Origin of the sequence: Paenibacillus selenitireducens (genome assembly GCF_002021565.1) — a bacterium.
Taxonomy (GTDB): domain Bacteria; phylum Bacillota; class Bacilli; order Paenibacillales; family Paenibacillaceae; genus Paenibacillus_K; species Paenibacillus_K selenitireducens.
The window spans coordinates 36,459-62,748 of the sequence record NZ_MSZX01000021.1 but is presented as its reverse complement, the minus strand read 5'-3'; the positions used below and the strand labels follow the sequence as shown (position 1 = coordinate 62,748).

26 protein-coding genes and 1 riboswitch are annotated in these 26,290 nt (G+C 45.5%); of the genes, 25 read left to right on the top strand and 1 reads right to left on the bottom strand.

Going from position 1 to position 26,290, the window contains the following annotated elements:
- Window position 1 precedes the first annotated feature (1 nt).
- The 4 genes from BVG16_RS30140 (at window position 2) to rsmI (ending at window position 2,955) form a co-directional block, all read left to right on the top strand.
- Window positions 2-802: a PSP1 domain-containing protein gene (locus tag BVG16_RS30140; protein ID WP_078502906.1), complete on the top strand. Its 801-nt coding sequence runs from the start codon at window positions 2-4 to the stop codon at window positions 800-802.
- A 30-nt stretch (window positions 803-832) separates the two neighbouring features.
- A complete protein-coding gene (locus BVG16_RS30135) occupies window positions 833-1,234 on the top strand; it encodes an initiation-control protein YabA (RefSeq protein ID WP_078502905.1) in 402 nt (133 codons plus the stop codon).
- Window positions 1,235-1,312: 78 nt separating this feature from the next.
- The gene (locus BVG16_RS30130) at window positions 1,313-2,074 is read left to right on the top strand and encodes a tRNA1(Val) (adenine(37)-N6)-methyltransferase (RefSeq protein ID WP_408635401.1); all 762 of its coding nucleotides are present in this window, start codon (window positions 1,313-1,315) and stop codon (window positions 2,072-2,074) included.
- Window positions 2,071-2,955 carry a 16S rRNA (cytidine(1402)-2'-O)-methyltransferase gene (gene rsmI / locus BVG16_RS30125; RefSeq protein WP_078502903.1) on the top strand — a complete coding sequence of 295 codons (885 nt, stop codon included), beginning with the start codon at window positions 2,071-2,073 and terminating at the stop codon, window positions 2,953-2,955. The genes BVG16_RS30130 and rsmI overlap by 4 nt, the downstream gene beginning before the upstream one ends.
- A 170-nt stretch (window positions 2,956-3,125) precedes the next feature.
- On the opposite strand, the gene BVG16_RS30120 is transcribed toward rsmI, so the two are convergent.
- Window positions 3,126-3,380: an AbrB/MazE/SpoVT family DNA-binding domain-containing protein gene (locus BVG16_RS30120; RefSeq protein ID WP_078502902.1), complete on the bottom strand. Its 255-nt coding sequence runs from the start codon at window positions 3,378-3,380 to the stop codon at window positions 3,126-3,128.
- Window positions 3,381-3,667: 287 nt separating this feature from the next.
- Here BVG16_RS30120 and BVG16_RS30115 point away from each other — a divergent pair, with 287 nt between their 5' ends.
- The 21 genes from BVG16_RS30115 to yabN all read left to right on the top strand — a co-directional run bounded on the left by BVG16_RS30115 (window position 3,668) and on the right by yabN (window position 26,077).
- Window positions 3,668-4,960, top strand: coding sequence for an HD domain-containing protein (locus tag BVG16_RS30115; protein ID WP_078502901.1), 1,293 nt, complete (start codon window positions 3,668-3,670; stop codon window positions 4,958-4,960).
- Between the two features lie 53 nt (window positions 4,961-5,013).
- Window positions 5,014-5,781 carry a TatD family hydrolase gene (locus tag BVG16_RS30110; protein WP_078502900.1) on the top strand — a complete coding sequence of 256 codons (768 nt, stop codon included), beginning with the start codon at window positions 5,014-5,016 and terminating at the stop codon, window positions 5,779-5,781.
- A 182-nt stretch (window positions 5,782-5,963) separates the two neighbouring features.
- Window positions 5,964-6,147, top strand: a riboswitch (cyclic di-AMP (ydaO/yuaA leader).
- Between the two features lie 263 nt (window positions 6,148-6,410).
- Window positions 6,411-7,538, top strand: a complete 1,128-nt coding sequence (locus tag BVG16_RS30105) for a 3D domain-containing protein (RefSeq protein WP_078502899.1) — start codon at window positions 6,411-6,413, stop codon at window positions 7,536-7,538.
- A gap of 142 nt (window positions 7,539-7,680) precedes the next feature.
- Window positions 7,681-8,226: a ribonuclease M5 gene (gene rnmV, locus BVG16_RS30100; protein WP_078502920.1), complete on the top strand. Its 546-nt coding sequence runs from the start codon at window positions 7,681-7,683 to the stop codon at window positions 8,224-8,226.
- Between the two features lie 7 nt (window positions 8,227-8,233).
- A complete protein-coding gene (gene rsmA / locus BVG16_RS30095; protein ID WP_078502898.1) occupies window positions 8,234-9,136 on the top strand; it encodes a 16S rRNA (adenine(1518)-N(6)/adenine(1519)-N(6))-dimethyltransferase RsmA in 903 nt (300 codons plus the stop codon).
- Between the two features lie 100 nt (window positions 9,137-9,236).
- Window positions 9,237-10,130 (top strand): sporulation peptidase YabG, encoded by an 894-nt coding sequence (yabG, locus tag BVG16_RS30090; protein ID WP_078502897.1) that lies wholly within the window; start codon window positions 9,237-9,239, stop codon window positions 10,128-10,130.
- A 129-nt stretch (window positions 10,131-10,259) separates the two neighbouring features.
- A complete protein-coding gene (veg, locus tag BVG16_RS30085; protein WP_078502896.1) occupies window positions 10,260-10,535 on the top strand; it encodes a biofilm formation stimulator Veg in 276 nt (91 codons plus the stop codon).
- Window positions 10,536-10,704: 169 nt separating this feature from the next.
- Entirely contained in the window at window positions 10,705-10,878 is a 174-nt protein-coding gene (locus BVG16_RS30080) for a small, acid-soluble spore protein, alpha/beta type (protein WP_078502895.1), read from the top strand.
- Between the two features lie 161 nt (window positions 10,879-11,039).
- Complete coding sequence (ispE, locus tag BVG16_RS30075) at window positions 11,040-11,894, top strand: 4-(cytidine 5'-diphospho)-2-C-methyl-D-erythritol kinase (RefSeq protein WP_078502894.1); 855 nt, start codon at window positions 11,040-11,042, stop codon at window positions 11,892-11,894.
- Window positions 11,895-11,975: 81 nt separating this feature from the next.
- Entirely contained in the window at window positions 11,976-12,818 is an 843-nt protein-coding gene (purR, locus tag BVG16_RS30070) for a pur operon repressor (protein ID WP_078502893.1), read from the top strand.
- Window position 12,819: 1 nt separating this feature from the next.
- On the top strand, window positions 12,820-13,197 hold the full coding sequence (locus BVG16_RS30065; protein ID WP_078502892.1) for a RidA family protein: 378 nt from the start codon (window positions 12,820-12,822) through the stop codon (window positions 13,195-13,197).
- 140 nt (window positions 13,198-13,337) lie between these two features.
- Window positions 13,338-13,622 carry a septation regulator SpoVG gene (gene spoVG, locus BVG16_RS30060; RefSeq protein ID WP_018759486.1) on the top strand — a complete coding sequence of 95 codons (285 nt, stop codon included), beginning with the start codon at window positions 13,338-13,340 and terminating at the stop codon, window positions 13,620-13,622.
- Between the two features lie 170 nt (window positions 13,623-13,792).
- Window positions 13,793-15,187 carry a bifunctional UDP-N-acetylglucosamine diphosphorylase/glucosamine-1-phosphate N-acetyltransferase GlmU gene (gene glmU / locus BVG16_RS30055; RefSeq protein ID WP_078502891.1) on the top strand — a complete coding sequence of 465 codons (1,395 nt, stop codon included), beginning with the start codon at window positions 13,793-13,795 and terminating at the stop codon, window positions 15,185-15,187.
- An 86-nt stretch (window positions 15,188-15,273) separates the two neighbouring features.
- On the top strand, window positions 15,274-16,227 hold the full coding sequence (locus BVG16_RS30050; protein ID WP_078502919.1) for a ribose-phosphate diphosphokinase: 954 nt from the start codon (window positions 15,274-15,276) through the stop codon (window positions 16,225-16,227).
- A 117-nt stretch (window positions 16,228-16,344) separates the two neighbouring features.
- Window positions 16,345-16,905 carry an aminoacyl-tRNA hydrolase gene (gene pth / locus BVG16_RS30045; protein WP_078502890.1) on the top strand — a complete coding sequence of 187 codons (561 nt, stop codon included), beginning with the start codon at window positions 16,345-16,347 and terminating at the stop codon, window positions 16,903-16,905.
- An 80-nt stretch (window positions 16,906-16,985) separates the two neighbouring features.
- Window positions 16,986-17,216: an anti-sigma-F factor Fin family protein gene (locus tag BVG16_RS30040; RefSeq protein WP_078502889.1), complete on the top strand. Its 231-nt coding sequence runs from the start codon at window positions 16,986-16,988 to the stop codon at window positions 17,214-17,216.
- A gap of 155 nt (window positions 17,217-17,371) precedes the next feature.
- Window positions 17,372-20,899: a transcription-repair coupling factor gene (gene mfd / locus BVG16_RS30035; protein WP_078502888.1), complete on the top strand. Its 3,528-nt coding sequence runs from the start codon at window positions 17,372-17,374 to the stop codon at window positions 20,897-20,899.
- Complete coding sequence (locus BVG16_RS30030; protein WP_078502887.1) at window positions 20,886-21,932, top strand: peptidylprolyl isomerase; 1,047 nt, start codon at window positions 20,886-20,888, stop codon at window positions 21,930-21,932. The genes mfd and BVG16_RS30030 overlap by 14 nt, the downstream gene beginning before the upstream one ends.
- A 271-nt stretch (window positions 21,933-22,203) precedes the next feature.
- On the top strand, window positions 22,204-22,746 hold the full coding sequence (spoVT, locus tag BVG16_RS30025) for a stage V sporulation protein T (RefSeq protein WP_078502886.1): 543 nt from the start codon (window positions 22,204-22,206) through the stop codon (window positions 22,744-22,746).
- A gap of 165 nt (window positions 22,747-22,911) precedes the next feature.
- Window positions 22,912-24,582, top strand: coding sequence for a putative polysaccharide biosynthesis protein (locus BVG16_RS30020; protein WP_158081841.1), 1,671 nt, complete (start codon window positions 22,912-22,914; stop codon window positions 24,580-24,582).
- 16 nt (window positions 24,583-24,598) lie between these two features.
- Window positions 24,599-26,077 (top strand): bifunctional methyltransferase/pyrophosphohydrolase YabN, encoded by a 1,479-nt coding sequence (yabN, locus tag BVG16_RS30015; protein WP_078502884.1) that lies wholly within the window; start codon window positions 24,599-24,601, stop codon window positions 26,075-26,077.
- Window positions 26,078-26,290 lie beyond the last annotated feature (213 nt).

Here is a 26,290-nt window from a genome sequence, read left to right as displayed (position 1 = left end):
TGTGTACAATGTGGTGGGGGTCCGTTTCAAGAAAGCGGGCAAAATCTATTATTTCGATCCATTAGAGCTGCCGGTCGAGAAGGACCAGTATGTGATTGTGGAGACGGTACGTGGCGTAGAATACGGCAAAGTTGTCATTGGGCCGAAGAGCGTTAATGAATCTGACGTCGTGCTTCCGTTGAAGAAAGTGATTCGGATTGCAGATGATAACGATGCACGTATTGTTGAGGAGAATAAATTTGCAGCACGAAATGCGCTGACAACTTGTTTAGATAAAATTCGAGACCATCAGTTAAAGATGAAATTGGTGGACGTTGAATTTACGTTTGACCGCAATAAAATCATTTTTTATTTTACAGCGGAAGGACGCGTAGATTTTAGGGAGCTAGTAAAAGATTTGGCGAGCATTTTCCGAACAAGAATCGAGCTTCGGCAGATCGGTGTTCGGGATGAAGCGAAGATGCTAGGCGGGATCGGACCTTGCGGACGTATTCTATGCTGCTCATCTTGGCTGGGTGATTTCGAGCCGGTATCGATTAAGATGGCTAAAGACCAGAACTTATCCTTAAATCCTACGAAAATATCAGGGTTATGCGGACGGCTGATGTGCTGCTTGAAGTTCGAGCATGATAATTACGAAAGTGTCAAAGAAGAACTGCCAAGCACAGGTAAGATTGTCATTACATCCTACGGTGAGGGTAAAGTTGTAGGAATTAATGCAAGCGAACGTACGGTTCATGTACAAGTGTTCGATCTAGGTAAGGTGAAAGAACTTCCTTTTGATGATGTTGTTGTAAAATAAGCGTATCATTTCGCGCTCTGGGGTGGGAACTTGGAGAACAAAGATATTTTTACACAAATTCATGATATTGAAATGCAGGCTGGCAGCTTACATGACCAGCTCGGGACATTCAAATTGGTAATCAAGCAGCTTTTAGAAGAAAATAAACGTTTAAGTCTGGAGAACCAGCAATTGCGGCGTGTGTTAAAACTCGAGTCGATGCCAACGGAGCAAATGGTTGCGGAGGTCGCTACGGAAGCGGTGATGCAATCCTCCAAAGCGAAGATGATGAATGCTGAAGAGATTGCAAATGCAGCGAGTGCCATCGTCGGCGAGGGGCATGACAATCTAGCCCGGTTGTATCATGAAGGATTCCATATTTGTAACGTATATTACGGACATTTACGGACGGAAGGCGATTGCCTCTTCTGTCTGTCATTTTTGAATAAATAACGACCGTAGGGTTAGACTACCTACGGTTTTTTCAATGTATAGAGAAGTATTTATAATAGAAGAAAAGAGGAAATCGTGGTGACAGAACCGATAAGCTTACAGCCTTCAGAGCGGATAGATGACTTGCTGACGCATGACCTCAAAATTATCCAAAGTGACGAAGTATTCAGTTTCTCCATGGATGCCGTTCTATTAGCACGATTCTCTTCGATCCCGAAGCAAGGCAGAATTCTCGATTTATGTACAGGGAACGGTGTCGTGCCTATGCTGTTGTCGACACGGACGAAGGCGTCTATTGAAGGGATTGAAATTCAGCCGCGGTTATATGATATGGCTCGTCGGAGTGTTGAGCTCAATGGATTGGATGAGAGAATACGTATCGTGCAAGGAGACTTGAGGGAGTACTATAAAGAAGTGGGCTATGAGGTGTATGACGCCATTACCGTCAATCCGCCTTATATGAAAATGCAGACAGGGGATCACAAATTAAACGATCACCAGGCCATGGCCCGACACGAAATCGGATGTACGCTCGAAGAGGTGGTCGTGGCATGTAAAAGATTAATTCGAACCGGTGGCAAAGTGACGATGGTTCATCGGCCTTCCCGGCTTGGAGAAATCATAACGATCATGCGAGAGCATCGATTAGAACCGAAACGGATACGATTTGTTCATCCGCGAGCGAATCTTGAAGCCAATATGGTTCTCATTGAAGCAATGCGCGATGGTAAACCCGATTTACGGTTACTACCCCCACTCATTGTCTATAATGAGAACAACGAATACTGCGATGAATTGATGCAAATCTATTACGGACCTAAAGAGGGATTAGACGAATGACTTGGAATGTACAGAAAAGTTTTCAACCGATGTCCGGAAATGCAACAGGTACGCTTTACTTAGTAGCTACACCGATCGGTAATCTAGAAGACATGACATATCGTGCGGTACGCACACTGCAAGAAGTAGATGTCATTGCTGCTGAAGATACGCGGCAAACACGTAAGCTGTTGACACATTTTGAAATTCCATCCAAAACATTGTACAGTTATCATGAGCATAATAAACATGCAAGCGGACCCGAACTGATACGTTATTTAATAGAAGGAAAAAATATTGCACTTGTCAGCGATGCTGGATTACCAGCGATTTCGGATCCAGGCACCGATCTTGTTGCACTGGCTATAGAAGAAGCGATTCCCGTTGTACCGATCCCGGGAGCGAATGCAGCATTATCGGCATTAATCGTGTCCGGACTGCCCACCGATCGGTTTACGTTTGTCGGATTTTTACCGCGTGATAAGAAATCGATTGAAGGTATGCTGCAATCACTCCAATTCGCCGAAGGGACCTTGCTATTCTATGAATCGCCTCACCGGGTAGCGAAGACATTAGAGCATATGCATCGTGTATTAGGGAATCGCCGGGTGGTCATGGCTAGAGAATTGACGAAGAGATATGAGGAATTCGCCCGTGGAACCATCGAGGAATGTCTGGCATGGTTAGAGGAACATCCACCCCAAGGAGAGTATTGTCTAGTGGTTGAACCATCGGATGGAACAGCCACGGATGCACAACAGGTATGGTGGGAGAGTCTATCTATTGAACAGCATGTTGCCCATTATGAGGAACGTAACGGCGGGAATCGAAAAGAGGCGATGAAGCAGGCCGCGGGGGATCGTAATGTTTCTCGAAGAGATATCTATAACGCCTTATTATGAGAAAAACCTCTATCAGGTCCTATTGTGGTAAGAAGAACATCCAGATTATTTTGTGAATCTGCACAAAAAAAATGTACCTTCTGGGCAGCGTTCATGCCTCGAAGGTACCAAGGAGATATAAAAAGGTTAGAATTAACAATGTTCAATAAATCTATTATATACTACTTTTCTTATTTTGTCACAGGGGTAGGGATCTCAGATACACATTCGTGACAAACAATTTTTCCTTTAAAGTATGTAACGTTCTCTGCATTACCACAGAAGATGCAAGCAGGCTCATATTTTTTGAGCATAATGCGCTCACCATCAACATAAATTTCAAGCGCGTCCTTCTCTCCGATGCCTAGTGTACGACGAAGTTCAATAGGAATAACGACACGGCCTAATTCATCGACTTTTCTTACAATGCCAGTAGATTTCATCATTTAAGTTCTAGCTCCTCTCGCCAATTACAGAATCGACAAATGTCGACATAGTTCTATGTTTTTCATGAATATAATAGTACCAAGCATTCCCAAAATAGTCAACCTAAAAAATATATACTAATCTTGTTAATATATGGGGTACCCTATGATTGCTGTTATAGAGAGGTTTATAGGAGATTCTCAAATTGGGAATTGAAAGGAATCAATTGGAAATTCGACAATGACACAATTCGACAAAACATCTATCTGTCCGACTTTATTAGATGAAAAGAGAGGATGAATGGATCATGTATTCCCAATTAGCAGAAGAAAAAGTGTTCAAAGACCCCGTTCATAAGTATATTCACGTACAAGATCAGACGATTTGGAATCTAATTAATACGAGAGAATTTCAACGTCTTCGTCGAATTCGACAATTAGGTACTTCCTATCTGACGTTTCATGGTGCGGAACATAGTAGATTCTCTCACTCCTTAGGGGTATACGAGATTACGCGGAGGATTATCTCGCAATTTGAACGAAGCGGTTATGCCGACTGGCCGCAGGAAGAGGGACTCGTTGCATTATGTGCTGCCTTATTGCATGACTTAGGACATGGTCCCTTCTCGCATTCCATCGAAGAGGCCTTTCACATGAACCACGAGGACTGGACGTGTCGGATTATTCGGGAACCATCAGAAATTAATGCCGTACTCAGACGGATTTCGGATGATTTTCCAGAGCAGGTTGCATCCGTTATTCAGAAGACGTACGATAAACCTATTGTGGTCAATTTGGTTTCCAGCGCGCTGGATGCGGATCGCATGGATTATTTGCTCAGAGATGCATATTTTACGGGCGTCAATTACGGAACATTTGATATGGATCGTATTTTACGGGTCTTACGACCCTATAAAGGAAGAATTGTCGTCAAGGAGAGCGGCATGCATGCGGTGGAAGATTATCTGATGTCCAGATATCAGATGTACTGGCAGGTATATTTTCACCCTGTGACAAGAAGCTCCGAGATTATCTTGCGCCAAATTTTCAAGAGAGCCCATGAATTATACGATCGTGGATTTGAATTCCGATTTATGTTGGAACCTCTGCCTTCTTTATTTGAAGGAACGATTTCAATGGAGCAATACATACGTCTTGATGAAGCGTTTGTACAAGCGGTATTTATGCAGTGGACACAGGAAAAGGATGAGATCCTATCTGACTTGTGCGACCGGTTTATGGAACGCAAATTGTATAAATATATAATGTTGGATCATTTGGACGAAGTGCAGCAGGATTACATCCGTCAACAGTTTGTTCACGCCGGACTACATCCTGAATATGATCTGGTCATCGATTCGCCGACAGATCTCTCGTACTCCATTTATCGATCGGGCGATAATCCAATGGACAAGCAAATTATTCTATTAGACCAGCATGAAAAATTGAAGGAAATTTCGGAAGTGTCGGAAATTGTACGCTCCATTAGCGGAATTCGTAAAGGAAAATATCATTTGTACTTTCCCGACAATAAGCTTAAAGCGGCACAACATTTGTTAGATCCGCAAATTTCCAGATTATTTGACATGGATCCATCCTAATTATAGAAGCATCACATCTACAAATTCAGACAGAAAAAGGAGAATTCAGGTTTATGTTATTCGACACACATACCCATCTCGACGCGCCACAATTTGATGAAGACCGTGAAGAAGTCATTGCCCGTGCTTTGGAGCAAGGGGTTAGCAAGATGATTAACATCGGATTTAACCGGGAGACCATTCCGAGTACGATGAAGTTAGCTGAGACCTATGATTTTATTTACGCAGCGGTAGGCTGGCATCCACAGGATGCGATTACGATGCAGCCAGGCGACTTGGAATGGATTGAGCAGCTATGCGCTCATGAGAAGGTGGTTGCGATTGGGGAGATCGGATTAGATTATTATTGGGATACCTCACCTAAGGAGGTACAGCATCGCGTATTCCGTGAGCAAATTCAATTGGCCAAGCATCTCAATATGCCGATCTCCATCCATAACCGAGATGCACATGAGGATGTTGTACGAATTTTGCGGGAAGAACATGCAGAACAAATCGGCGGGGTCATGCATTGCTTCTCGGGAAGTTGGGAAATTGCGAAAGAATGTCTTGATTTAGGGTTCTACATCTCATTCGGAGGTCCTATTACGTTCAAGAATGCAAGAGTTCCAAAAGAGGTGTTGGCGAAAGTCCCAAATGACCGTTTTTTGATCGAGACAGACTCCCCATATTTGACACCCCACCCATATCGTGGGAAGCGAAACGAGAGCGGATACGTACGCTTGGTCGCAGAGGCTGCAGCGGAAATAAAAGGCATGGAATTGGAACAAATTGCAAAAATAACGATGGAAAATGCGCATGAATGTTTTCGTCTAGGATGAAAAACAGAGCAAACGAGATTAAAAAGTAGTAAAACAGATAAAATAAGTGGATTAGTTACGAAAAATTAACGAATATTACAAAATTTTAACCAATAATGTTCAAAAATGAGTTTGATGTCTTCTTTACAAGCATGGAGCATTCAGAGTATGATTCAAATCAGAAGTTTGAATATTGTTCCATCCATTTTGTATCGCTGAGTCTCCAAATTGGAGAGCGGGGGAACCGATATGGACCTCATGAAGGTTCATAATTGATTTCTTAATGGGGTGAATAGGATGCTTCTCGCCATGAGCGAGAGTGAATCCTTAGGGCGACTCTCACGTCCGAATCCGACAGCTAACCTCGTAAGCGTGCAGGGAGAGGTACCCTCGTGCGGCCATCAACTTATTGTTTCCAACAGGAAGCCACGAAAGAGACCCTCTTACGATAGGCTTCTTTTCTTTTGAATAAAGTTGAGCAGGTCGTCATACTGTTACAAACAGGAGGTGGGGGACGTACCTTACAAAGGATGGTGTAGAATTCCCAAGAGCAAGACAAAGAGGGGTTCTGCAAAAATACAGTATATAGTCACGTCAATTTTTATCATGCGTAACACCTGACGGCGGGACTATGAAGGAGGTCTGAAGACGTGGGCGCTTTCCAGAACGAGGAATCCCCTAGTACACGATCATCCAGCATGTCTTTCGCATTGCGATGGATGCATGACAACTTGCGTCTGATATCACTCGTGGCACTTGTGTCACTCGCGATGACTTTCATGTTAATGGTGGTGCTGAACGTTTATGCCAAGAAGGAAATTTCCTTGGTTGTGGACGGACAACATATCCAGGTCGAAACGACGAACTCATTATTACAGCACCTACTGGATGAACAAGCTATACAAGTCGGAGCATACGACAAGCTGTCGATGCCGCTTCAATCGAAGCTAAAGGATGGTGACAGCGTAGAAATCTGGCGAGCAATACCTGTGCTTGTAACTGCAGATGGTCAGACAAAAACGATGTTCACGACCGAAAAGACAGTCGACAAAGTAATCGCAGCTGCTAACATAAAACTTTCTGATCAAGATAAAGTAACTCCAGCGCTCGATGCAACGATCTCGAACAATATGGATATTAAGATTACCCGTGTCGAGACCAAAACAGAAAGCCGCGAAGTAACTGTACCGTTTAACCTCGTGAAGAAGCCGGATGCAACGTTACTCGTCGGTAAACAGAAGCTCGTGCAAGAAGGGAAATCAGGCGTCGTTGTACAGAAGATCCAAAAGGTCTTCGAAGACGGACAATTGGTTTCAAGTCAAATGGTCGATAAGTCCTATAGTGTGACGACCAAACACAAAATTGTTGCCTATGGCACCAAGAAACCTGAGGCTAAAGTCCGTACTTTATCGCTTTCAGACGGACCGGGCGTTAAGACCTTTAAAGGTCTAGGTAAGAATATCAAATATTCCAAAAAATTAAGTAATGTGACACTAACTGCTTATTCTTCTGAAGAGGAAGGCATTGGAACGCGGACGGCTTCAGGAACGACCGTATCCGAAGGGCGCACCATTGCTGTCGATAAGAATGTTATTCCCATAGGTTGGTGGGTATACATCGAAGGAGTAGGCTTCCGCCGTGCGGAGGATACAGGCAGCGCCATTAAGGGCAATAAGATTGACGTGTACATTGATTCTCTTCGCGATGCGAATAAGTTCGGTCGTAAGAGAGGGCATACGGTATATGTTATTGGACCGGTCAAACCGTCGGCGAGCTAATGAGATGCACAAGCTAAGTGCGTGCATCATTTGCCAATCGTGTATTAATCATATAGTATTAACAACATAATTATGCCATGATAAGAAGAGGGAAACCTCTTCTTTTTGCGTGGAAAAAGGTTTGAAAGGAAGCGGAAGTGGGATGATTAAAGAAGTCATTGTCGTAGAAGGCAAAGACGATACTGCCGCCATTCACAGGGCCGTAGAGGCCGATACGATTGAGACAGGCGGTTCGGCCATTAATAATGCGATTCTGAAGCGAATTGCGCTGGCACAGGAGCGCAGGGGAGTTATCATCCTGACGGATCCAGATCATGCAGGAGAACGTATACGTAAAATTATTGCGGCACGTGTTCCAGGATGTAAGCATGCCTTCCTGAAAGAAGCCGATGCTACATATAAAGGCGATATCGGGGTAGAGAATGCATCGCCAGATATCATTCGCCAAGCGCTTGCTAATTTGCGTACAGATTACCAGAGAGCAGAGCAGCTGATTGATTGGGAAGATCTTATCAATGCAGGACTAATTACCCATCCACAGGCTGCCAAACGCCGAAGGGCGATTGGGAACATTCTAGGTATAGGTTACTGTAATGGGAAGCAGTTCTATAAGCGCTGTGGGATGTTTCAAATCAGCCGTGAGGAGTTTCTAGCGGCATTAGAGCAAATTGAAAATGAAGGGCTGTAGAGAACCAATGAACGACATGCACAAATCGCAAAGTCGAGTAGATATTGCAACACCAAAGCGGACCAAAGATATTATTGGGAAGCATGGGTTTTCATTTAAGAAAAGTTTGGGACAGAATTTCCTCATTGATATGAATATATTGAGCAAAATCGTAGATGCAGCCGATCTGGATGAAACGATGGGTGCCTTAGAGATCGGACCGGGCATCGGAGCTCTTACGGAACGCTTGGCACAGACTGCGAAACAGGTGACTGCCGTGGAAATTGATCCGCGTCTGATTCCGATCCTACAAGACGTGCTGGCACCGTATCCAAATGTGCAAGTGGTTCACGGCGATGTGTTGAAGGTGGATTTACAGGAGATATTCAAGCAGAATTTCACGGACGTGCGTAAGGTTAGCGTTGTCGCTAATCTCCCTTATTATGTAACAACACCTATCCTGATGAAACTGCTTGAAGAACGGCTGCCGCTTCAGAATATCGTCGTCATGATTCAGAAGGAAGTCGCTGATCGAATGGCTGCGCGTCCAGGCGGCAAAGAGTATGGCAGCTTAAGCGTTGCCGTGCAATACTATTGTGAACCGGAATTAGTCTGTACCGTAACGCATACCGTGTTCATCCCGCAGCCGAATGTGGAATCCGCCGTGATTAAACTAAAGGTTCGTGAAGTGCCTCCGGTTAAGGTAGCGGACGAGGCCCACTTTTTCCAAGTGGTACAAGCTTCATTTGCGCAACGTCGGAAGACGATCGCGAATAACCTGAAGGCGCGTTACTTCAACGAAGGTGGCCGAGAAGCATTGGAAGCCGTCTTGAGTGAAGCGGGTATCGAACCATCACGTCGTGGCGAGACGCTAAGCATCGAAGAATTTGCACGTCTTAGCGATGTGCTATTAGCAGCGAACCGGACCTAGAAGGGGATAACGGTTAGCCACGATCTTTAAATCCAATAAAAGACGCTGGCACCATTCCGTGCGTTCGCCCATACGATAGACAGAAGAGGTGATTTGGCCCATGAAGCAAGGAGACCTTGTCGTTCGAAAATCGTATGGTGGAGACGTAACCTTCCGCGTTGAAACGATAATTAAGGATTTCGCCGTAATTAAGGGCACAGACTTCCGCTTGTTAGCGGATGCCCCTGCAAATGATCTAATTAGCGTAGTTGACGGGGAGCCTGTGCGGAATAAAGAGAAGCAAGCATTTATTCGTGCGAAGGAATCAACGCGACTCTTAGAGCAGCATCGCCGTGTACAGACGGAAAGAAACCAAGCGGATTTAAATCAGAAGATGATGAACCATCAGCCTTTTTTTGAGGTGCCGGGAAAGGTGCTTCATCTTGATGGTGACCCGAACTATTTGAAGAAAAGTCTTGACCTGTATAATCAACTGCGTGTTCCAGCTGAAGGTCATTATGTGACGGAAGCTAACATGGCGGATGTACTTTATCGGTTACTTCCTCGGTCGAAGCCTGATATTGTCGTGATAACAGGGCATGACGGTGTCTACAAGAACTTGAAGAGCCGTGATCTGTATAGCTTGTCGAGTTACAAAAACTCGCAGCACTTCGTTAATGCTGTGAAAACTGCCAGACAATATGAGAAAAATTTCGATACGCTGAATATTGTTGCCGGTGCATGTCAGTCCCACTTTGAGGCGTTATTGCAAGCAGGCGCCAACTTCGCTAGTTCGCCAGGGCGAATACTCATCCATGCATTGGATCCGGTCTATGTTGCCGCAAAAGCATCATTTACGCCAATTCGAGAAACCATAAACGTGCTGGAAGTTTTGCATCATACGATTACAGGCACGGATGGCGTAGGCGGCATCGAAACACGTGGAAGTTATCGCATTGGTCTGCCAAAACTTAGGGATTTATCCACATTACAGGTAACTCCTTCGGTACTTTAGCATAAAAAATTTAAAAATTCGCAAAAATGCCGTTGACAAATTTTAATGTTGCTTGATATAATAATTCGTTTGTTTGACATCACCTCCTAAATTGGTTATAATGGACAAGGAAAGAGGTGGTAGTTGACAATGGCTAAAAATGCGCTGTTGGAAATTAAACGTAGCTTAGAAGCCCACGTCGGGCAGAAGATTTTGCTGCGAGCAAACGGTGGTCGCCGAAAGACCATTGAACGTACCGGTGTTCTTGAAGAAATCTACCCATCTGTTTTCATTGTTAAACTTGATCAAGAACAGAACGCCTTTAAGCGGGTTTCATACAGTTACGCCGATATATTGACGGAATCTGTGGAAGTGACCGTGTGCGATGACGATGGTCAGGTACGCATCACGTATATCCAGAATTAAAGTTTGTTTTTACAAGCATCACGGCAGTCCTTCGGGGCTGCCTTTTTTCTTGCCAATACACGTGTTACACAAGGTATGATTTGAACCGAGAACAGCCATACTAACTGTAGGCAACAAATCAACTCCAGCACAGATTATTTTATTACATTCCCGTTAAGGAGGACTTGAGATGGGCCGCAGAAGAAGTGTCATGTCAGAAGAATTAAAAACGGAGTTAGCCAAAGATCTAGGATTTTACGAAACGGTCGAAAAAGAAGGCTGGAGCTCCATTCGAGCAAAAGACGCAGGCAACATGGTAAAACGCGCCATTCAGCTAGCTGAGCAAGCTGCTTCCAAAAAATAAACATCATGAGCGAAGAATCCGTTACAGGCGTTCTTCGCTTTTCTATATCTAAGCGAAAGGCTTCATATGACTTCAATATATGATTCTGATATAATATGTTAAGTTGTTCCTTGATTCATGCAAAGATGGGAACTTTCGAAACGATAAAGTAGGTGAAGGCCGTGAAAGTATATGAGAAAGCGCCTGCAAAAATAAACTTGATGCTGGACGTGTTACATAAAAGGCAAGACGGATATCATGAAGTGGAAATGGTCATGACGATGGTGGATTTGGCCGATCGACTAGAGATGGAGGAATTGCCACGGGATACGATCATTATATCGAGCCAAGCAGGGTATATTCCGTTAGATGAGAAGAATCTGGCATTCCAAGCCGCAAAGCTCATTAAAGACCGTTATGACGTGAAGCAGGGCGTCTATATCCACTTAGATAAGAAAATACCGGTTGCTGCTGGCCTTGCCGGAGGAAGTAGTGATGCCGCTGCAACGCTGCGCGGATTAAACCGACTCTGGAAGTTAAATATCCCGGAGACCGAATTGCAGGAGCTTGGAGCCGAGTTAGGATCGGATGTGCCTTTCTGTGTAACAGGGGGAACGGCGATTGCACGAGGGCGTGGAGAGAAGCTTGAGGCGATTGCAAACCCACCGCAATGTTGGGTCGTGCTAGCGAAGCCGCCCATTAACGTATCCACCGCAGACGTGTACGGTCGGTTCAGAGCAGACAAGTTGCAGAGCCACCCTTCCATGACTCAGATGGTGCAAGCCATTGAGCAGCAGAACTTCCACGAGGTATGCGGTCAGCTAGGGAACGTCTTGGAGGATGTCACCCTGTCGTTATATCCGGAGGTCTATCAGTTAAAAGATGCCATGATCAAACTTGGTGCGGACGGTGTATTAATGTCAGGCAGCGGTCCTACCGTTTTTGGATTGGTATCGAAAGAATCCAAAGTGTCTAGAATCTATAATGGACTCCGCGGCTTCTGTAAGGAAGTATACGCGGTACGCATGCTCACATAATTTCACGGAATTCTTGATAGAATCCGTACAAAAGTGTTATATTCTGAATATAATATTCGGATTTAGCGGAGGGGGAGTAGAATGAAAAAATTAAAGAGAAGCGCCCGTCTGGTGGAAATGACACAATTTCTGTTACACCGACCCCACACATTGATTCCGTTAACCACGTTCGCTGAACGTTATTCTGCGGCCAAATCCTCGATTAGCGAGGATCTCGTTATCATTAAAGAGGTCTTCGAAGAGGAAGGTATGGGCGATCTATTAACACTTGCAGGGGCTGCCGGAGGCGTGAAATATATTCCACGTATGCCAAAGTCCATTTCATTACCTATCATTGAGCAATTATCGCGTAAATTGGAAGAACCCGATCGCATCTTACCTGGTGGTTATTTGTATATGACCGACCTATTGGGGCAGCCCGCACTGATGAATGAAGTAGGGAAGATGATTGCTGCTGCGTTTGCGGATGCGCATATTGACGTGGTCATGACAGTAGAGACCAAGGGGATTCCGTTAGCTTATGCCACAGCAGCACAGTTGAATTTGCCTGTCGTACTCGTACGCCGTGATCATCAGGTGACTGAAGGCTCTGCTGTAAGCATTAACTATGTTTCAGGATCGAATAAGAGCATACATACGATGACATTAGCGCGTCGGGCGCTGAAAGAGAAGTCTCGGGTACTCATTGTCGATGACTTCATGAAGGCAGGCGGAACAATTCAAGGCATGATCGACTTGCTCCATGAATTCGAAGCAGTTGTCGCAGGTGTCGGCGTACTTGTAGAAGCCGGTGACATTGAGAGTGATGAACGGTTACTAAGTGACAATGATTACATTTCATTAGCGAAATTAACGCATATCGATTTCAAAACAAAACAAATTTCGGTTGAACCGGGGAACTATTTTGAAGGGATGAAGAAATAATATGAAACTAGAAGCTGTAGCGACTACACAAGCACCTGCTGCGATCGGACCCTACTCACAAGCTATGAAATTTGGCAACTTATTATTTACCTCCGGCCAAATCCCTCTCAATTTAGAAGGACAAGTCGTCGAAGGCGGAATTGCAGAGCAAACACACCAAGTATTTCGTAATTTGCAGGCTGTATTAGCTGAAGCGGGTGCGACGTTCAATGACGTCATTAAAGCAACTGTATTTATTAAAGATATGAATCAATTCGCAGAATTGAACGGTATTTATGCCACGTACTTCGGCGATCATAAACCAGCCCGTTCAACTGTTGAAGTGGCGCGGTTACCAAAGGATGTACTTGTCGAAATTGAATTGATCGCGTCGATCTAAATCGACAAATGTCGAATCTCCTAAATTTTAAAATTAAATTCGAAATTTATTCATAACATTGGCAAATAAAAGAAGGAATTAGCATGAAGATGTGGAATTATACACCAAGTCTCTGATGGAAAAAGGTGGTGAACACACACATGCAAATTACTGATGTAAGGCTCCGCCGCGTCAACTCCGAAGGGAGAATGAAGGCGATTGCTTCCATCACTATTGACAATGAATTCGTTGTACACGATATTCGTGTCATCGACGGAAACAACGGAATGTTCGTCGCAATGCCGAGTAAGCGGACGCCAGACGGCGAATTCCGCGATATAGCTCACCCGATCTCTTCCACAACTCGCGAGAAGATTCAAGCAGCAGTTCTCGCTGAATATGAGCGCGCAGCTACGGAAGAAGAAGTCATCGAAGAGGGAGCTTAAATTTTTGCGAAAGCGCTTAGAGGAAGAGAGCCGGAAGTCGGCTCTCTTTTCTTTTTGGCGAGAATACGATATATTCAGTAGTGAACTGATTAACATGTGCTTCATATGCAACTTTAGTCTTACTAGATCCTATAGCATATAGTTGAGAAGCGTGTGGGAGGTAGGAACCTTTGAAAAGAATGGCAGTAGTGCTTGCCGCAGGTCAAGGTAAACGCATGAAGTCTAAATTGTACAAAGTATTGCATCCAGTGTGCGGGAAGCCGATGGTAGGACATGCCGTAGATACGGTTCAACGCGCATCCTGCGAACGGACAGTTGTTATTGTCGGTCATGGTGCGGATGCTGTAAAATCTTATTTAGGCGATCGTGCGGAATACGTGCTGCAAGAAGAGCAACTAGGAACAGGACATGCGGTCAAGCAAGCCAAGGCGTTGCTCGGTCACGAAGAAGGACTAACGTTAATTGTTTGCGGAGATACTCCGCTTGTTACAGAAGCAACATTAGAGCGTTTAATTGCGTTGCATGAAGAGAAAGGTGCAGCGGCTACCATTCTATCAGCGAACATGGCGGATCCTACGGGATACGGTAGAGTTATTCGTGGTGTCGATGGCTCTGTTCAGAAGATTGTGGAGCAGAAAGATTGCACGGCAGAAGAGCAAGCTGTACAAGAGATTAATACAGGTACCTATTGCTTCGATAATGCGAAGCTTTTTGCTGCGCTTGAGCAAGTTACCAATACCAATGCCCAACAAGAATATTATTTGACAGATGTTATCGGTATTTTACGCGCAGCAGGAGATGTCGTTGATGCGTATTGCACGGCCGATGAAGCGGAAGCTATTGGCGTGAACGATCGTGTAGCGCTTGCTGAAGCAGAAGCGTTCATGCGCGCACGAATTAATCGTAATCATATGATTAACGGTGTGACGATTATTGATCCAGCTTCAACTTATATTGGGGCTGATGTGACGATCGGCCAAGACAGCGTTATTTATCCGGGAACAATGCTTCGCGGCAAGACGGTGATTGGCAGTGATTGCGTGATTGGTCCGCAAACAGATATCGAAGATTCTGAGATCGGAGACGGGGTTATCATTAAACATTCCGTTCTTTCCGAGGCTGTCGTGGGCAATGAATCCGGCGTGGGTCCTTTCGCATATTTGCGTCCAGGCGCACGTGTAGGTCAACACGTCAAAATCGGCGATTTCGTAGAAATAAAAAATGCAACGCTAGATGATGGTGCCAAAGTAAGTCATTTAAGTTATATTGGTGATGCGACCGTTGGCAAAAACGTAAATATTGGCTGTGGTGCGATTACGGTCAACTATGACGGGTATAATAAATCTATTACTGAGATTGAAGACGATGCGTTTGTCGGCAGTAATGTCAATTTGATCGCACCCGTTAAGGTAGGCAAAGGCGCATATGTTGTGGCAGGCTCCACGATAACGCATAATGTAGCAGAGAACGAGCTGGCGATTGCCAGAGAACGTCAAGTGAATAAACCGGGATATGCAGAGAAATTGCGTGCCCGTGCGAAAGCAAAGAAAGAGCGAAATTCATAAGTATGAATATTCATGAGAACAAGACTAACATAGGTTACGATCACATCAATGACTATACAACGACCGGCACGGAGGGTTTTTATTCTATGGCTTATTGCGATTCAAAGTTAAAGATTTTTACATGTAACTCGAATACAACCTTGGCACATCGAATTGCTGAGCATATTGGTGTTCCAATGGGGGATTCGGAGACGCTCGCTTTTAGTGATGGCGAAATTCATATTAAGCTGACTGAAAGTGTCCGCGGATGTGACGTATATGTCGTACAATCGACTTGTGCGCCTGTTAACGATAACTTGATGCAACTTCTCGTAATGGTAGATGCATTGAAACGTGCTTCCGCAAAAAGCATCAACGTCGTCATCCCTTATTACGGGTATGCGCGTCAGGACCGTAAAGCTCGCTCACGTGATCCAATCACAGCGAAGCTGGTTGCGAACCTCATTGAAACAGCTGGGGCGCATCGTGTAATCACGATGGATCTGCATGCAACGCAAATTCAAGGTTTCTTCGATATCCCAGTGGATCATATGCTAGGTGTGCCGATCTTGGCGCAATATTTCCGCTCGAAACAATTCGAAGATGTCGTTGTCGTATCACCTGACCATGGTGGGGTAGTACGTGCTCGTAAACTTGCTGATTTCCTAAAGGCGCCGCTTGCGATTATCGACAAACGTCGTCCAGAGCCGAATGTGAGTGAAGTTATGAACATTATCGGTGAAGTAAAAGGCAAAACAGCGATTATCATTGACGATATTATTGATACAGCGGGTACAATCGTACTAGGAGCTAATGCGCTTCGCGATGCGGGTGCAAAAGACATCTATGTATGTTGTACTCACCCTGTACTATCCGGTCCTGCTATGGAGCGTCTTGAGAATGCTCCGATCAAAGAAGTTATCGTAACCGATACGATTCCGATTACACATCCGAATCCAACAAGCAAGTTGAAAGTATTGTCTGTTGCACCGTTAATGGGTGAAGCAATCATCCGTGTGCATGAAGAATTGTCGATTAGTAAATTGTTCGAAATTGAATAATACAAGATGTAGGGTATAGATGATGAAGGGTTACAGCTCCCCCGGGGGAGAAGTAACCCTTGTCGTTCAACCGCAGCAGGTTTAAGCGCAGATTGCATAGAGAGGAAATTATTAGCTATGAAATGGATTGTCGGACTTGGAAATCCGGGCACATCTTATCACAAGACGCGTCATAATGTAGGTTTTATGGCAGTGGATGAATTGGCACGACGCTGGAATATTGCGGTCACGCAGAATAAATGCAAAGCACTCGTTGGGGAAGGACAAGTCAACGGTGTGAAGGTAGCACTGATCAAGCCCATGACGTATATGAACCTATCAGGGGAATCGGTTCGCGCATTTATGGATTACTATAAAGTTAGTCTAGAAGACTTAATTGTCGTATACGATGATCTGGATACAGAGGTCGGTAGAATCCGATTGCGGTATCAAGGCAGCGCAGGCGGTCATAATGGGATCAAATCCATTATTCAGCATACAGGGACACAAATCTTTAACCGAGTTCGAATGGGCATATCCCGTCCGCAGCAAGGCTTCAATATTGCCGATTATGTACTGAATAACTTCCCGAAGGCTGAAGCTGAACCTTTACAGCAAATGATTGACCGCACTTGCGATGCGCTAGAATTTGCCGTGAAGAATCCGTTTGAGCAGACGATGGCGAAGTTTAATGTCTAATGAATTTGGAATTGGAAAAGACGGCTAATTTTGTGATCATTGGGCATACTGGGGGTATATCCTACTCTCAGGAGGCATATATGTCAGTAAACTATATTTGCAGACATTGCGGGACTTCGCTTGGCCGCATTGATCATGCGCATGTGAATGAAATGCAGCTGGGTTTCCATTCCTTGACCCCCGAAGAACGCAGCGATATAATATCGTATAACTCAAACGGGGATGTCACCGTTCGTGTCACTTGCGATTATTGCAAGGAGGCATTAGACACCCATCCAGAATTAACGCTACTGTCGAACCCATTGCAGTAATAGAGGGTAGCTGTCATGATGAAGCCTTGGCTTGTTCGCCGAGGCTTATTTGTAACAAGATATAATACTTATGAATGCTTCCCGTCATGAAGGACGGCGAAGCCGTTTCTACTTGGTTATGAAAGAGTGAGCTATTAAGAGAGAGGTGCCAGCGTTTGTTACACGCACTTATTCAAGCATTATCAGAGGACCGCGACTTTAAATCGATCGTAGCAGGTCTTGAATCCGGCATGAAGGAACAGCTAATTTCCGGATTAGCAGGTTCCTCGCGGCAGGTTGTTATTGCAGCGTTATTCGAGCAATTGCAACGGCCTATTTTGATTGTTACGCATAATATGTTCTCAGCTCAGAAAATAACAGAAGATTTGCAGGAGTGCATATCTCCGGAACACGTGATGCTCTATCCAGCCAACGAGCTTGTCGCAGCGGAATCGGCGGTTTCGAGCCCTGAAACGTTAGCGCAGCGCATCGATGTCTTAATGAAGTGTTCACGCGGATTCCGGGGCATAATCGTCGCGCCTTATTCCGGCGTGCGCAGATTTATTCCTACCAAAGAGATCATGAAGCATGCCCATATGGATATTAAAGTGGGCCAGACCATTGAAATCGACGCTTTTATGAAGCGAATGAATGAGCTCGGATACGAGCGTGTGGAGCAGGTTCAATCCCGAGGTGAGATGAGCGTACGCGGAGGCATCGTGGACTTATATCCGCTGACTGCGCCCCTTGCGTGCCGTGTGGAATGGTTCGGAGATGAGGTCGATTCGATTCGTACCTTCGATCCTACAGACCAGCGCTCCGTAGATAAACTGCAGGAGATTATGATCCCGCCAAGTAAAGAGATTATAGCGGACGAACGTCGTTTCCATAATGCCGCGCAGCATGCTGCAGATTTGCTAGAGAAGCAGCTGGAGAAGATGAGCGATCGTACCGCGAAGGGATTGCTTCGTGACGAGATCGGCCGTGAGATGGAAATGCTGCGCGAGCAGATTTATTTTCCGGATATGTATAAATATATTTCGATGCTGTTCCCAGAGCGGGAAACGTTATTTGATTATATGCCGTCGGATACGATGCTTATCATGGAGGAGCCGACACGCATTCTGGAGACGGGCAAGCAGTTGGAGCGGGATGAGGCCGAGTGGAATCTGCATTTGATGCAGAACGGGAAGTCCATGCCAAGCTTCGTGCTGGGCCATGCTGCGGATCAAATGATTCATCACCGTCCGTTCCAGACATTATTCCTGTCCCTATTCCTACGTCAAATTCCGCATACGCAGCCGCAGAACATTGTCAATTTCATGTGCCGTGCGATGCAGGATTTCCATGGTCAAATGAATTTGCTCAAGGCTGAGATGGAACGGTGGAAAAAGCTCGGCGCCAAAGTCATTATGCTGGCTAGCAATGAGGAACGTACAGAGCGCATGCGCCGCGTACTGCAAGACTATCAGATTGATGAGCCAACCATTCTGAAGGGCAACCTGCAGACAGGTTTTGAGCTGTCTTCCATTCATCTTGTCGTCATCACAGAAGGCGAGATGTTCTCGCAGAAGCAGCGCAAGGTTCGCAGCAAGTTCGATAAGAAAGTGGATAATGCGGAACGCATTAAGAGTTACACCGAGCTGAAGGTTGGCGACTATGTCGTGCACCAGAACCACGGGATCGGGAAGTATATGGGGATTGGAACGCTTGAGATTAACGGCATTCATAAAGATTATCTTCATATCCTGTATGCGGGCGGCGACAAGTTATCCGTACCGATTGAACAGATTGACATGATTCAGAAGTATGTCGGTTCAGAAGAGAAAGAGCCGAAGATCTATAAATTAGGCGGAAATGATTGGGCAAAAGTAAAAAGCAAAGTTCGTTCCTCTGTGCAGGATATTGCAGATGATTTGATCAAGCTCTATGCAGAACGCCAATCCGCACCTGGATTCGCCTTCGAGAAAGACACGGCAGAGCAGCAAGAGTTCGAGGCGATGTTCCCGTATGACGAGACCGTCGACCAACTGCGCGCGATTGAAGAGATCAAGAAGGACATGCAGAAGAATGTACCGATGGATCGCCTATTGTGCGGTGACGTAGGTTACGGTAAGACGGAGGTTGCAGTACGAGCGGCCTTCAAATCCGCGATGGAAGGGAAGCAAGTCGCGGTACTTGTTCCGACCACAATTCTGGCGCAGCAGCACTATGAAACCTTCCGCGAGCGGTTCGCTGGCTATCCGATGAACATTCAAGTGTTAAGTCGCTTCCGTTCGAAGAAAGAGCAGAACGAGACGATCAAAGGGATTAAGAAGGGTACGGTGGATGTGGTTATTGGTACGCATCGTATTTTGTCGCAAGATATGATATTTAAAGATTTAGGACTGCTTATTGTGGACGAGGAGCAGCGGTTTGGTGTCTCGCACAAAGAGAAGCTTAAGCGGCTGAAGACGAATGTGGACGTGCTTACCCTAACGGCAACACCGATTCCGCGGACGCTTCATATGTCCATGCTGGGTGTTCGAGACTTATCGGTCATAGAGACACCGCCGGAGAATCGGTTTCCGGTTCAGACCTATGTGGTCGAACATAGCCATGCGCTCGTACGTGAGTCCATCGAACGTGAATTAGCGCGCGGCGGACAGGTATACTATTTATATAACCGCGTACAAGGCATTTACCAGATGGCAGAACAGATTACAGCACTCGTGCCAGATGCCAGAGTCGCGGTAGGTCACGGTCAAATGTCTGAGCAAGAACTGGAGAAGACCATTCTTGACTTCTTGGACGGCGAATACGATGTACTTGTCAGTACAAGTATCATTGAGACCGGTGTCGATATTCCGAATGTAAATACCCTGATCGTTCATGATGCGGATAAAATGGGTCTGTCTCAGCTGTACCAGCTGCGTGGACGGGTTGGCCGATCCAATCGGATTGCCTATGCGTATTTTACGTATCAACGGGACAAAGTGTTAACAGAGGTTGCAGAGAAACGTCTGCAATCGATCAAGGAATTTACGGAGCTTGGTTCAGGGTTCAAGATTGCCATGAGGGACTTGTCTATACGTGGAGCAGGTAACCTGCTTGGCGCGGAGCAGCATGGGTTTATTGCGTCCGTCGGTTTTGATCTGTATTCGCAGATGTTAGCGGATGAAATTCAGAAGCGGAAATCCGAGCTTGAAGGCGAAGCTGCACCGCCGCCGAAGGAGATTTCGACCGTCATCGACCTTAGCGTCGACGCCTATTTACCATCTGACTACATTTATGATAGTATTCAGAAGATTGAAATCTATAAGAAAGTGGCAGCGCTTCGCACCTTTGAAGAGGCAGATGAGTTGTCTGAAGAGTTGGTCGATCGGTTTGGCGATTTGCCGCTTGCTGTCGAGCATTTGCTCACGGTGGCGCGTCTCAAAATATATGGTCGATTATATGGCATGGAGTCTATCTCCCAGAAGGGTGAAGACGTTAATATCAAGATTGCAGCAAGTCAGACAGATCAGATACATCGTGAGAAATTAGCATTGTTAGGCGGCCAATTCGACAAGCGAATTCGCTTTGAACAGGGCCCAAGTATTATAATGAATGTACGGTGCAAAGGGTTAGATGACTCGCAAACGATGCAGCTATTGGAAGATGTGCTGAAAAATGCTAAAGAAGCATTCAAAACGAAGGGAGAATTGCAGGATGTTGTTAAGTAGTCGTAAGAATTCTTGGAAGGTTTTGATGCTCACCATGGTGGCGGTGCTTCTTGTATCGTTAATCGCGGGATGCGGCAAGAAAAATGAGAGCGGTGCTGCCGCAGATAATAGTACGGTGGTAGCTACTTACAAAGACGGCAAGATTACAGAGAATGAATTCAATAAAGAATTAAGCATGATGACATTCCTCTATCCGCAATACGAACAAATCGTAACGATGGATCAGTTCAAAGAGTATTTGTTGAAGCAACAAATTGCTTACAAAGTTTTAGCTGAAAAAGCAACGGATAAAGCAAAGGAAGACGGCAAGAAAAAAGCGCAAGAGCAATTAGATCAGATGAAGAAGTCAGCAGGAGACCAATATAAAGCCGAGTTGGACAAGTACAAGCTGACGGATGCTGATGTACTTAGCTATATGACGCGTCTGCTTACTGTGGTATCGGATTTCAATGCCAAAGTAACGGATGACCAAATTAAAACGGAATTTGAGAAATCGAAAAATGATTTCACGATTGCTTCCGTACGCCACATTCTTGTAGGTCTGACAACGGCAGATAACAAAACCCGTACGAAAGAAGAAGCCTTGAAACGTGCGAAAGAGGTGCAAGCGAAGCTTAAAGCACCGAATGCGGACTGGACTGCTCTTGCCAAAGAATACTCCGATGATACCGGTTCAAAAGAAAACGGTGGCTTATACAAAGATACGGCCGCAGGAACATGGGTTGAAGCGTTCAAAAAAGCAGCTCTTGAGCTTCCGCTGAACACGATCAGTGATCCGGTTGAGACCGAATATGGTTACCATGTGATGAAAGTGGAATCCAGAACAGAGAAAACCTTCGATCAAATTACGAGCGATCAAAAAGAATCTCTGCGTGGACAAGTATCCGGCGAGAACATGAATAAATTCATGGAAGTGGAGCTTCCTAAATTAGATGTGAAGATCAACTTGCCGAAGACAGAGACCAAACCAGAGACAGGCACTGACAAGAAACCCGAGACAGGAACGGACTCCAAAACAGACACTTCAAAATAACCCCAGTGATATGTAGGATTTTTATGTAAGATCTGTAAAAATAAATGACTAAATTATGAACAAGCAGAAAATTCGTGAAATTATTTCACGATTTTCTGCTTTTTCGTGAAACTTATTTCTTTATTTAAGCGTAAAATCGATATGTATAAGAAACTGGGAGCAGATGAATACTATGGTCAGATTTTAAATCCACCAACTTAAAGTCTCTCCTCTTTTCAACGAAACGCAGTAGTATTAGATTAACTGATAAGAAAGTGAGGCAACAAGAAATATGAAAGCTACTGGTATTGTTCGTCGCATCGATGACCTTGGACGGGTTGTCATCCCTAAAGAAATTCGTCGTACCTTGAGAATTCGTGAAGGAGATCCACTCGAGATTTTTGTAGATCGCGATGGTGAAGTTATCCTTAAGAAATACTCTCCAATTGGTGAACTTGGCGATTTTGCTAAAGAATACGCAGAGTCCTTATTTGAAAGCACAAATCATACAACGATGATTACGGATCGTGATAATATTATCGCTGTTGCCGGTGGTTCCAAGAAAGAATACTTGGAGAAACCGATCGGTTCTTTGGTTGAAGATTGCATGGAGAGCCGCAAAACGGTTATTGAAACAAACTCAGGTACTTACGAGATCGGAAGAGACCACCAAGAATCGGTTAGCTCTTTCTGTATCGCACCTATCGTCTCCGGCGGAGATCCGATTGGAACGGTTATCTTACTTAGTAAAGATGAGAACACGAAGATGGGCTTGCTTGAACAAAAAATGTCGGAAACGGCAGCAGCTTTCCTTGGGAAGCAAATGGAACAATAATCGATTGGGCACCCCCCGATGGATTTCATCAAAACTCCTACACTCGATACATGTGGTTTATCTACATCTTCGAATGCAGGAGTTTTTTTGGTTATACGGCAATTCAGAGTGTTATAATGAACGTGATGAAATTAGGTAAGAATGGATGATAAGAGGGAACATAACATGGGGAAACAACCACGTGGGGGTACGGGGTCTACATATGTTGAAGGCGCATTAGTGCTCGGATTAGCGGCGATGGTGTCGAAGCTCATTGGCACGTTACAGAAGATTCCGCTGCAGAATATCGCCGGCGATGGCGTTTTTGGTATTTATAACGCCGTATACCCTTTTTATATTTTATTTGTATTCTTGGCGACCGCCGGGTTTCCAGTAGCTATTTCGAAGTTCGTCGCAGAACGTATGGCCGTGGGAGATGAGGCAGGAGCTAGGCGGATTTTGCGGTTATCTGTCGTGATGTTGGCAATTGCCGGTCTTTGCGGCTTCCTCTTGCTGTACGGCGGCGCAGAGCATGTCGCAGGCTGGATGGGGAACATGCAGACCGTGGAGGCGATACGCAGCTGTTCTTATGCGCTACTCGTTGTTCCTGTCATGTCTGCGGTCCGCGGATATTTTCAAGGCAAAGCCAATATGGTACCAACCGCAGTATCTCAGGTTGCTGAACAGTTCGTGCGTGTAGCGACGATGCTTGTTCTGCTCTGGTTGCTGACAAGCCGTGGTGCTTCCGAGGGGATGGTTGCTGCCGGAGCTACTTTTGGTTCTGCTGCCGGGGGAATCGCCGGATTGCTTGTTATGCTGTATTATTACCGGAAAGAACGCAGGGGTAGGGGCGCGCTGGTAAGCGACCTTGTTGTGCAAGACACAAAGGGTCCTCCTAGCCTCTCAATTCGCTCACAGAGCTCGTCTCAGATGGCATGGCAATTGGTTCGGTATGCTGTTCTTGTATGTCTTGGGGCCATTGCAGTCCCGATGCTAAGCATCGTAGATACCTTTACGGTACCGAACATCCTTGCTAGTATGTCACGTACCGAACTGGAGGCGATGACGGAATTCGGTATTTACAATCGCGGATTACCTCTGGTACAACTCGTTGGAATGATCGTTAGCTCGATATCGGTGACGATCATTCCTGCGATTACGCAAGCCCAGCATACAGGCTCATTCTCTCAGGTACGTGAGCAAATTGCGGTCATGCTGCGTTGGTTCTGGTTGATAGCGTGCGCGGGTACGCTTGGTTTGGTTCTTCTGGCGGAGCCGATTAACATTGCCTTGTATCAGGATGCAGCAGGAACGGCAACGATGATGTGGGTTTCCTGTATGACCCTTGGCAGTACAATGAACATTGTTACTGGAGCCATGCTGCAGGGGCTTGGCAAGGTGAATGCGCCCGCGTATCATTTGTTCGTTGCCATAGCCGTGAAGATCGCCCTGAATTTATGGCTGGTGCCTTCATTGGGCATGAACGGTGCAGCCATCGCGGGTGTTGCGGCATATAGCTGTGCAGCCATTCTGAATATGGTCGTTCTTTATCGAACGCTGCAATTACGTCTATCTTGGAAGGAGTTCGTTATCCATCCCGGTTTGTTGATGGCTGTCATGGCGGCTGCTGTCGGGATCATCCTATTCGGATTACCCTGGTTGTTCAATGTCCTTGGTATACCGAGTGGAAGAACGAGTGCCTTATTGGTCACCTTGATCGGTGTGATGATTGGTGTCACGACCTTGATGTTCAGTGCGATGAAATTCGGTGTCATTCGGGCTGAAGAACTCCGGAGTATTCCGAAGTTCGCTAAATATATTCCTAAATTACAACAGATAGGTTGGCTTAAGAAATAGATTTGGAGGGATTTTAATGAGTGGTATGATTACGGTTATTGGTCTTGGTTCAGGCGATCCAGATCAACTTACGCTGGGAAGCTGGAAGAAGCTTCAAGCGGCTAAATTTGTCGTTGTTCGGACAGAGCATCATCCCATGATGTCGATGTTACGCGAAGAGGGGATTGCTTTTACATCATTCGACCACATTTACGAGCAGCATGATTCTTTTCCTGAAGTATATCGCGCCATTACGGAGCAATTGCTGCAATTGGCAGCAGAACATGGCGACATTGTCTATGCGGTGCCGGGTCACCCGATGGTGGCAGAATCGGCTGTCCAGCAGCTGCGTGAGCGTTGCGGCGAAGCAGGGATCTCTCTACATATTGCAGGGGGCGAGAGCTTCTTAGATCAAGCGTTTACGCGCTTAGGATTTGATCCGATCGAAGGATTTCAGTTATTGGATAGCAGCGGGATTCAATCTTCCTGGTTGCAGCCTCAACTGCATACGGTTATTGGGCAAGTGTATGATGCGTATACCGCATCCGATGTGAAACTCACGTTGATGGAATTGTATCCTGATGATTATGAAGTGGTTGTTGGGCATGCATTAGGTGTAACAGGGGAAGAGCAGATTGTTCGCGTGCCTTTATACGAGCTTGATCGGGTCGAAGGGTATGGTAACTTATCCCTCATCTGGATTCCGAGAAGCGATGATGATACGTTGCGTAACCGCACATTTGCGCGACTTCACGAAATTGTTGGTATTTTACGGAGTCCGGAAGGCTGCCCTTGGGATCGAGAGCAGACGCACCAGTCGATACGGAAGAATCTCATTGAAGAAACCTATGAAGTAATCGAAACGATCGACGAGGATGACCCGATGCATATGCAGGAAGAACTTGGCGATATGATGCTGCAAATTATGCTTCATTCCCAAATGGAAGAGGAGCTCGCCACCTTTACGGTGTATGATGTTATTCAGACCCTGAATGAGAAGCTATTGTTCCGTCATCCGCATGTTTTTGGCGATCAATCCGCTGGCGATGCGGACGAAGCATTGAAGAATTGGGAGCAGATGAAAGCAGAAGAAAAACGCCTTAAAGGACTCGATGAAAGTGTCGCTTCTGTTCTGGATGGTGTGCCTCGTGATTTGCCCGCATTAATGAAGGCTTATAAAATTCAGAAGAAAGCGGCGAAGGTCGGTTTTGACTGGGAGGACTTAAACGGTGTATACTCAAAAATCGAAGAAGAGTTTATGGAGCTGAAGCAAGCAGTAGCCCAAGGTGAGCCGGTTGAAGACCAGGTTGGAGAGCTGGGTGATTTACTGTTTGCGGTAGTGAATGCCGCGAGGTTTATCCATGCAGATCCTGAAGAAGCGCTTGCGATAACCAATCGTAAATTTGTTTCTCGATTTCACTATATTGAAGAACAGCTCCGTATAAACGGTAAATCTTTTGACCAAACTGATTTACTAGAGATGGAACAATGGTGGCAGGACGCCAAATTGCGATAGATAGGGGCTAAAAGATCGACCTATTTATAGCGGTTGTTCAAAAATCCAGCTTTTCAGAGAAAAACTCTCTTCGTAAGTGTAAGCTTTGGGCTCTCACAACCTTATCAGTACTGAAAATCCGGATTTTTGAACGCGATTGTAAGCAACATTCTTGTTATTTTGTCCTTTTTCCAAAAAAGCTGTCAAAAGAAGAAGGAATTTACTAACAAAACA

Excerpts from the sequence above, each read along its gene's own strand:
- rsmI (WP_078502903.1), top strand. The coding sequence starts at position 2,071 with ATGACTTGGAATGTACAGAAAAGTTTTCAACCGATGTCCGGAAATGCA.
- BVG16_RS30120 (WP_078502902.1), bottom strand. The coding sequence starts at position 3,380 with ATGATGAAATCTACTGGCATTGTAAGAAAAGTCGATGAATTAGGCCGT.
- BVG16_RS30115 (WP_078502901.1), top strand. The coding sequence starts at position 3,668 with ATGTATTCCCAATTAGCAGAAGAAAAAGTGTTCAAAGACCCCGTTCAT.
- BVG16_RS30110 (WP_078502900.1), top strand. The coding sequence starts at position 5,014 with ATGTTATTCGACACACATACCCATCTCGACGCGCCACAATTTGATGAA.
- rnmV (WP_078502920.1), top strand. The coding sequence starts at position 7,681 with ATGATTAAAGAAGTCATTGTCGTAGAAGGCAAAGACGATACTGCCGCC.
- rsmA (WP_078502898.1), top strand. The coding sequence starts at position 8,234 with ATGAACGACATGCACAAATCGCAAAGTCGAGTAGATATTGCAACACCA.
- yabG (WP_078502897.1), top strand. The coding sequence starts at position 9,237 with ATGAAGCAAGGAGACCTTGTCGTTCGAAAATCGTATGGTGGAGACGTA.
- veg (WP_078502896.1), top strand. The coding sequence starts at position 10,260 with ATGGCTAAAAATGCGCTGTTGGAAATTAAACGTAGCTTAGAAGCCCAC.
- BVG16_RS30080 (WP_078502895.1), top strand. The coding sequence starts at position 10,705 with ATGGGCCGCAGAAGAAGTGTCATGTCAGAAGAATTAAAAACGGAGTTA.
- purR (WP_078502893.1), top strand. The coding sequence starts at position 11,976 with ATGAAAAAATTAAAGAGAAGCGCCCGTCTGGTGGAAATGACACAATTT.
- BVG16_RS30065 (WP_078502892.1), top strand. The coding sequence starts at position 12,820 with ATGAAACTAGAAGCTGTAGCGACTACACAAGCACCTGCTGCGATCGGA.
- spoVG (WP_018759486.1), top strand. The coding sequence starts at position 13,338 with ATGCAAATTACTGATGTAAGGCTCCGCCGCGTCAACTCCGAAGGGAGA.
- BVG16_RS30050 (WP_078502919.1), top strand. The coding sequence starts at position 15,274 with ATGGCTTATTGCGATTCAAAGTTAAAGATTTTTACATGTAACTCGAAT.
- pth (WP_078502890.1), top strand. The coding sequence starts at position 16,345 with ATGAAATGGATTGTCGGACTTGGAAATCCGGGCACATCTTATCACAAG.
- BVG16_RS30040 (WP_078502889.1), top strand. The coding sequence starts at position 16,986 with ATGTCAGTAAACTATATTTGCAGACATTGCGGGACTTCGCTTGGCCGC.
- BVG16_RS30030 (WP_078502887.1), top strand. The coding sequence starts at position 20,886 with ATGTTGTTAAGTAGTCGTAAGAATTCTTGGAAGGTTTTGATGCTCACC.
- spoVT (WP_078502886.1), top strand. The coding sequence starts at position 22,204 with ATGAAAGCTACTGGTATTGTTCGTCGCATCGATGACCTTGGACGGGTT.
- BVG16_RS30020 (WP_158081841.1), top strand. The coding sequence starts at position 22,912 with ATGGGGAAACAACCACGTGGGGGTACGGGGTCTACATATGTTGAAGGC.
- yabN (WP_078502884.1), top strand. The coding sequence starts at position 24,599 with ATGAGTGGTATGATTACGGTTATTGGTCTTGGTTCAGGCGATCCAGAT.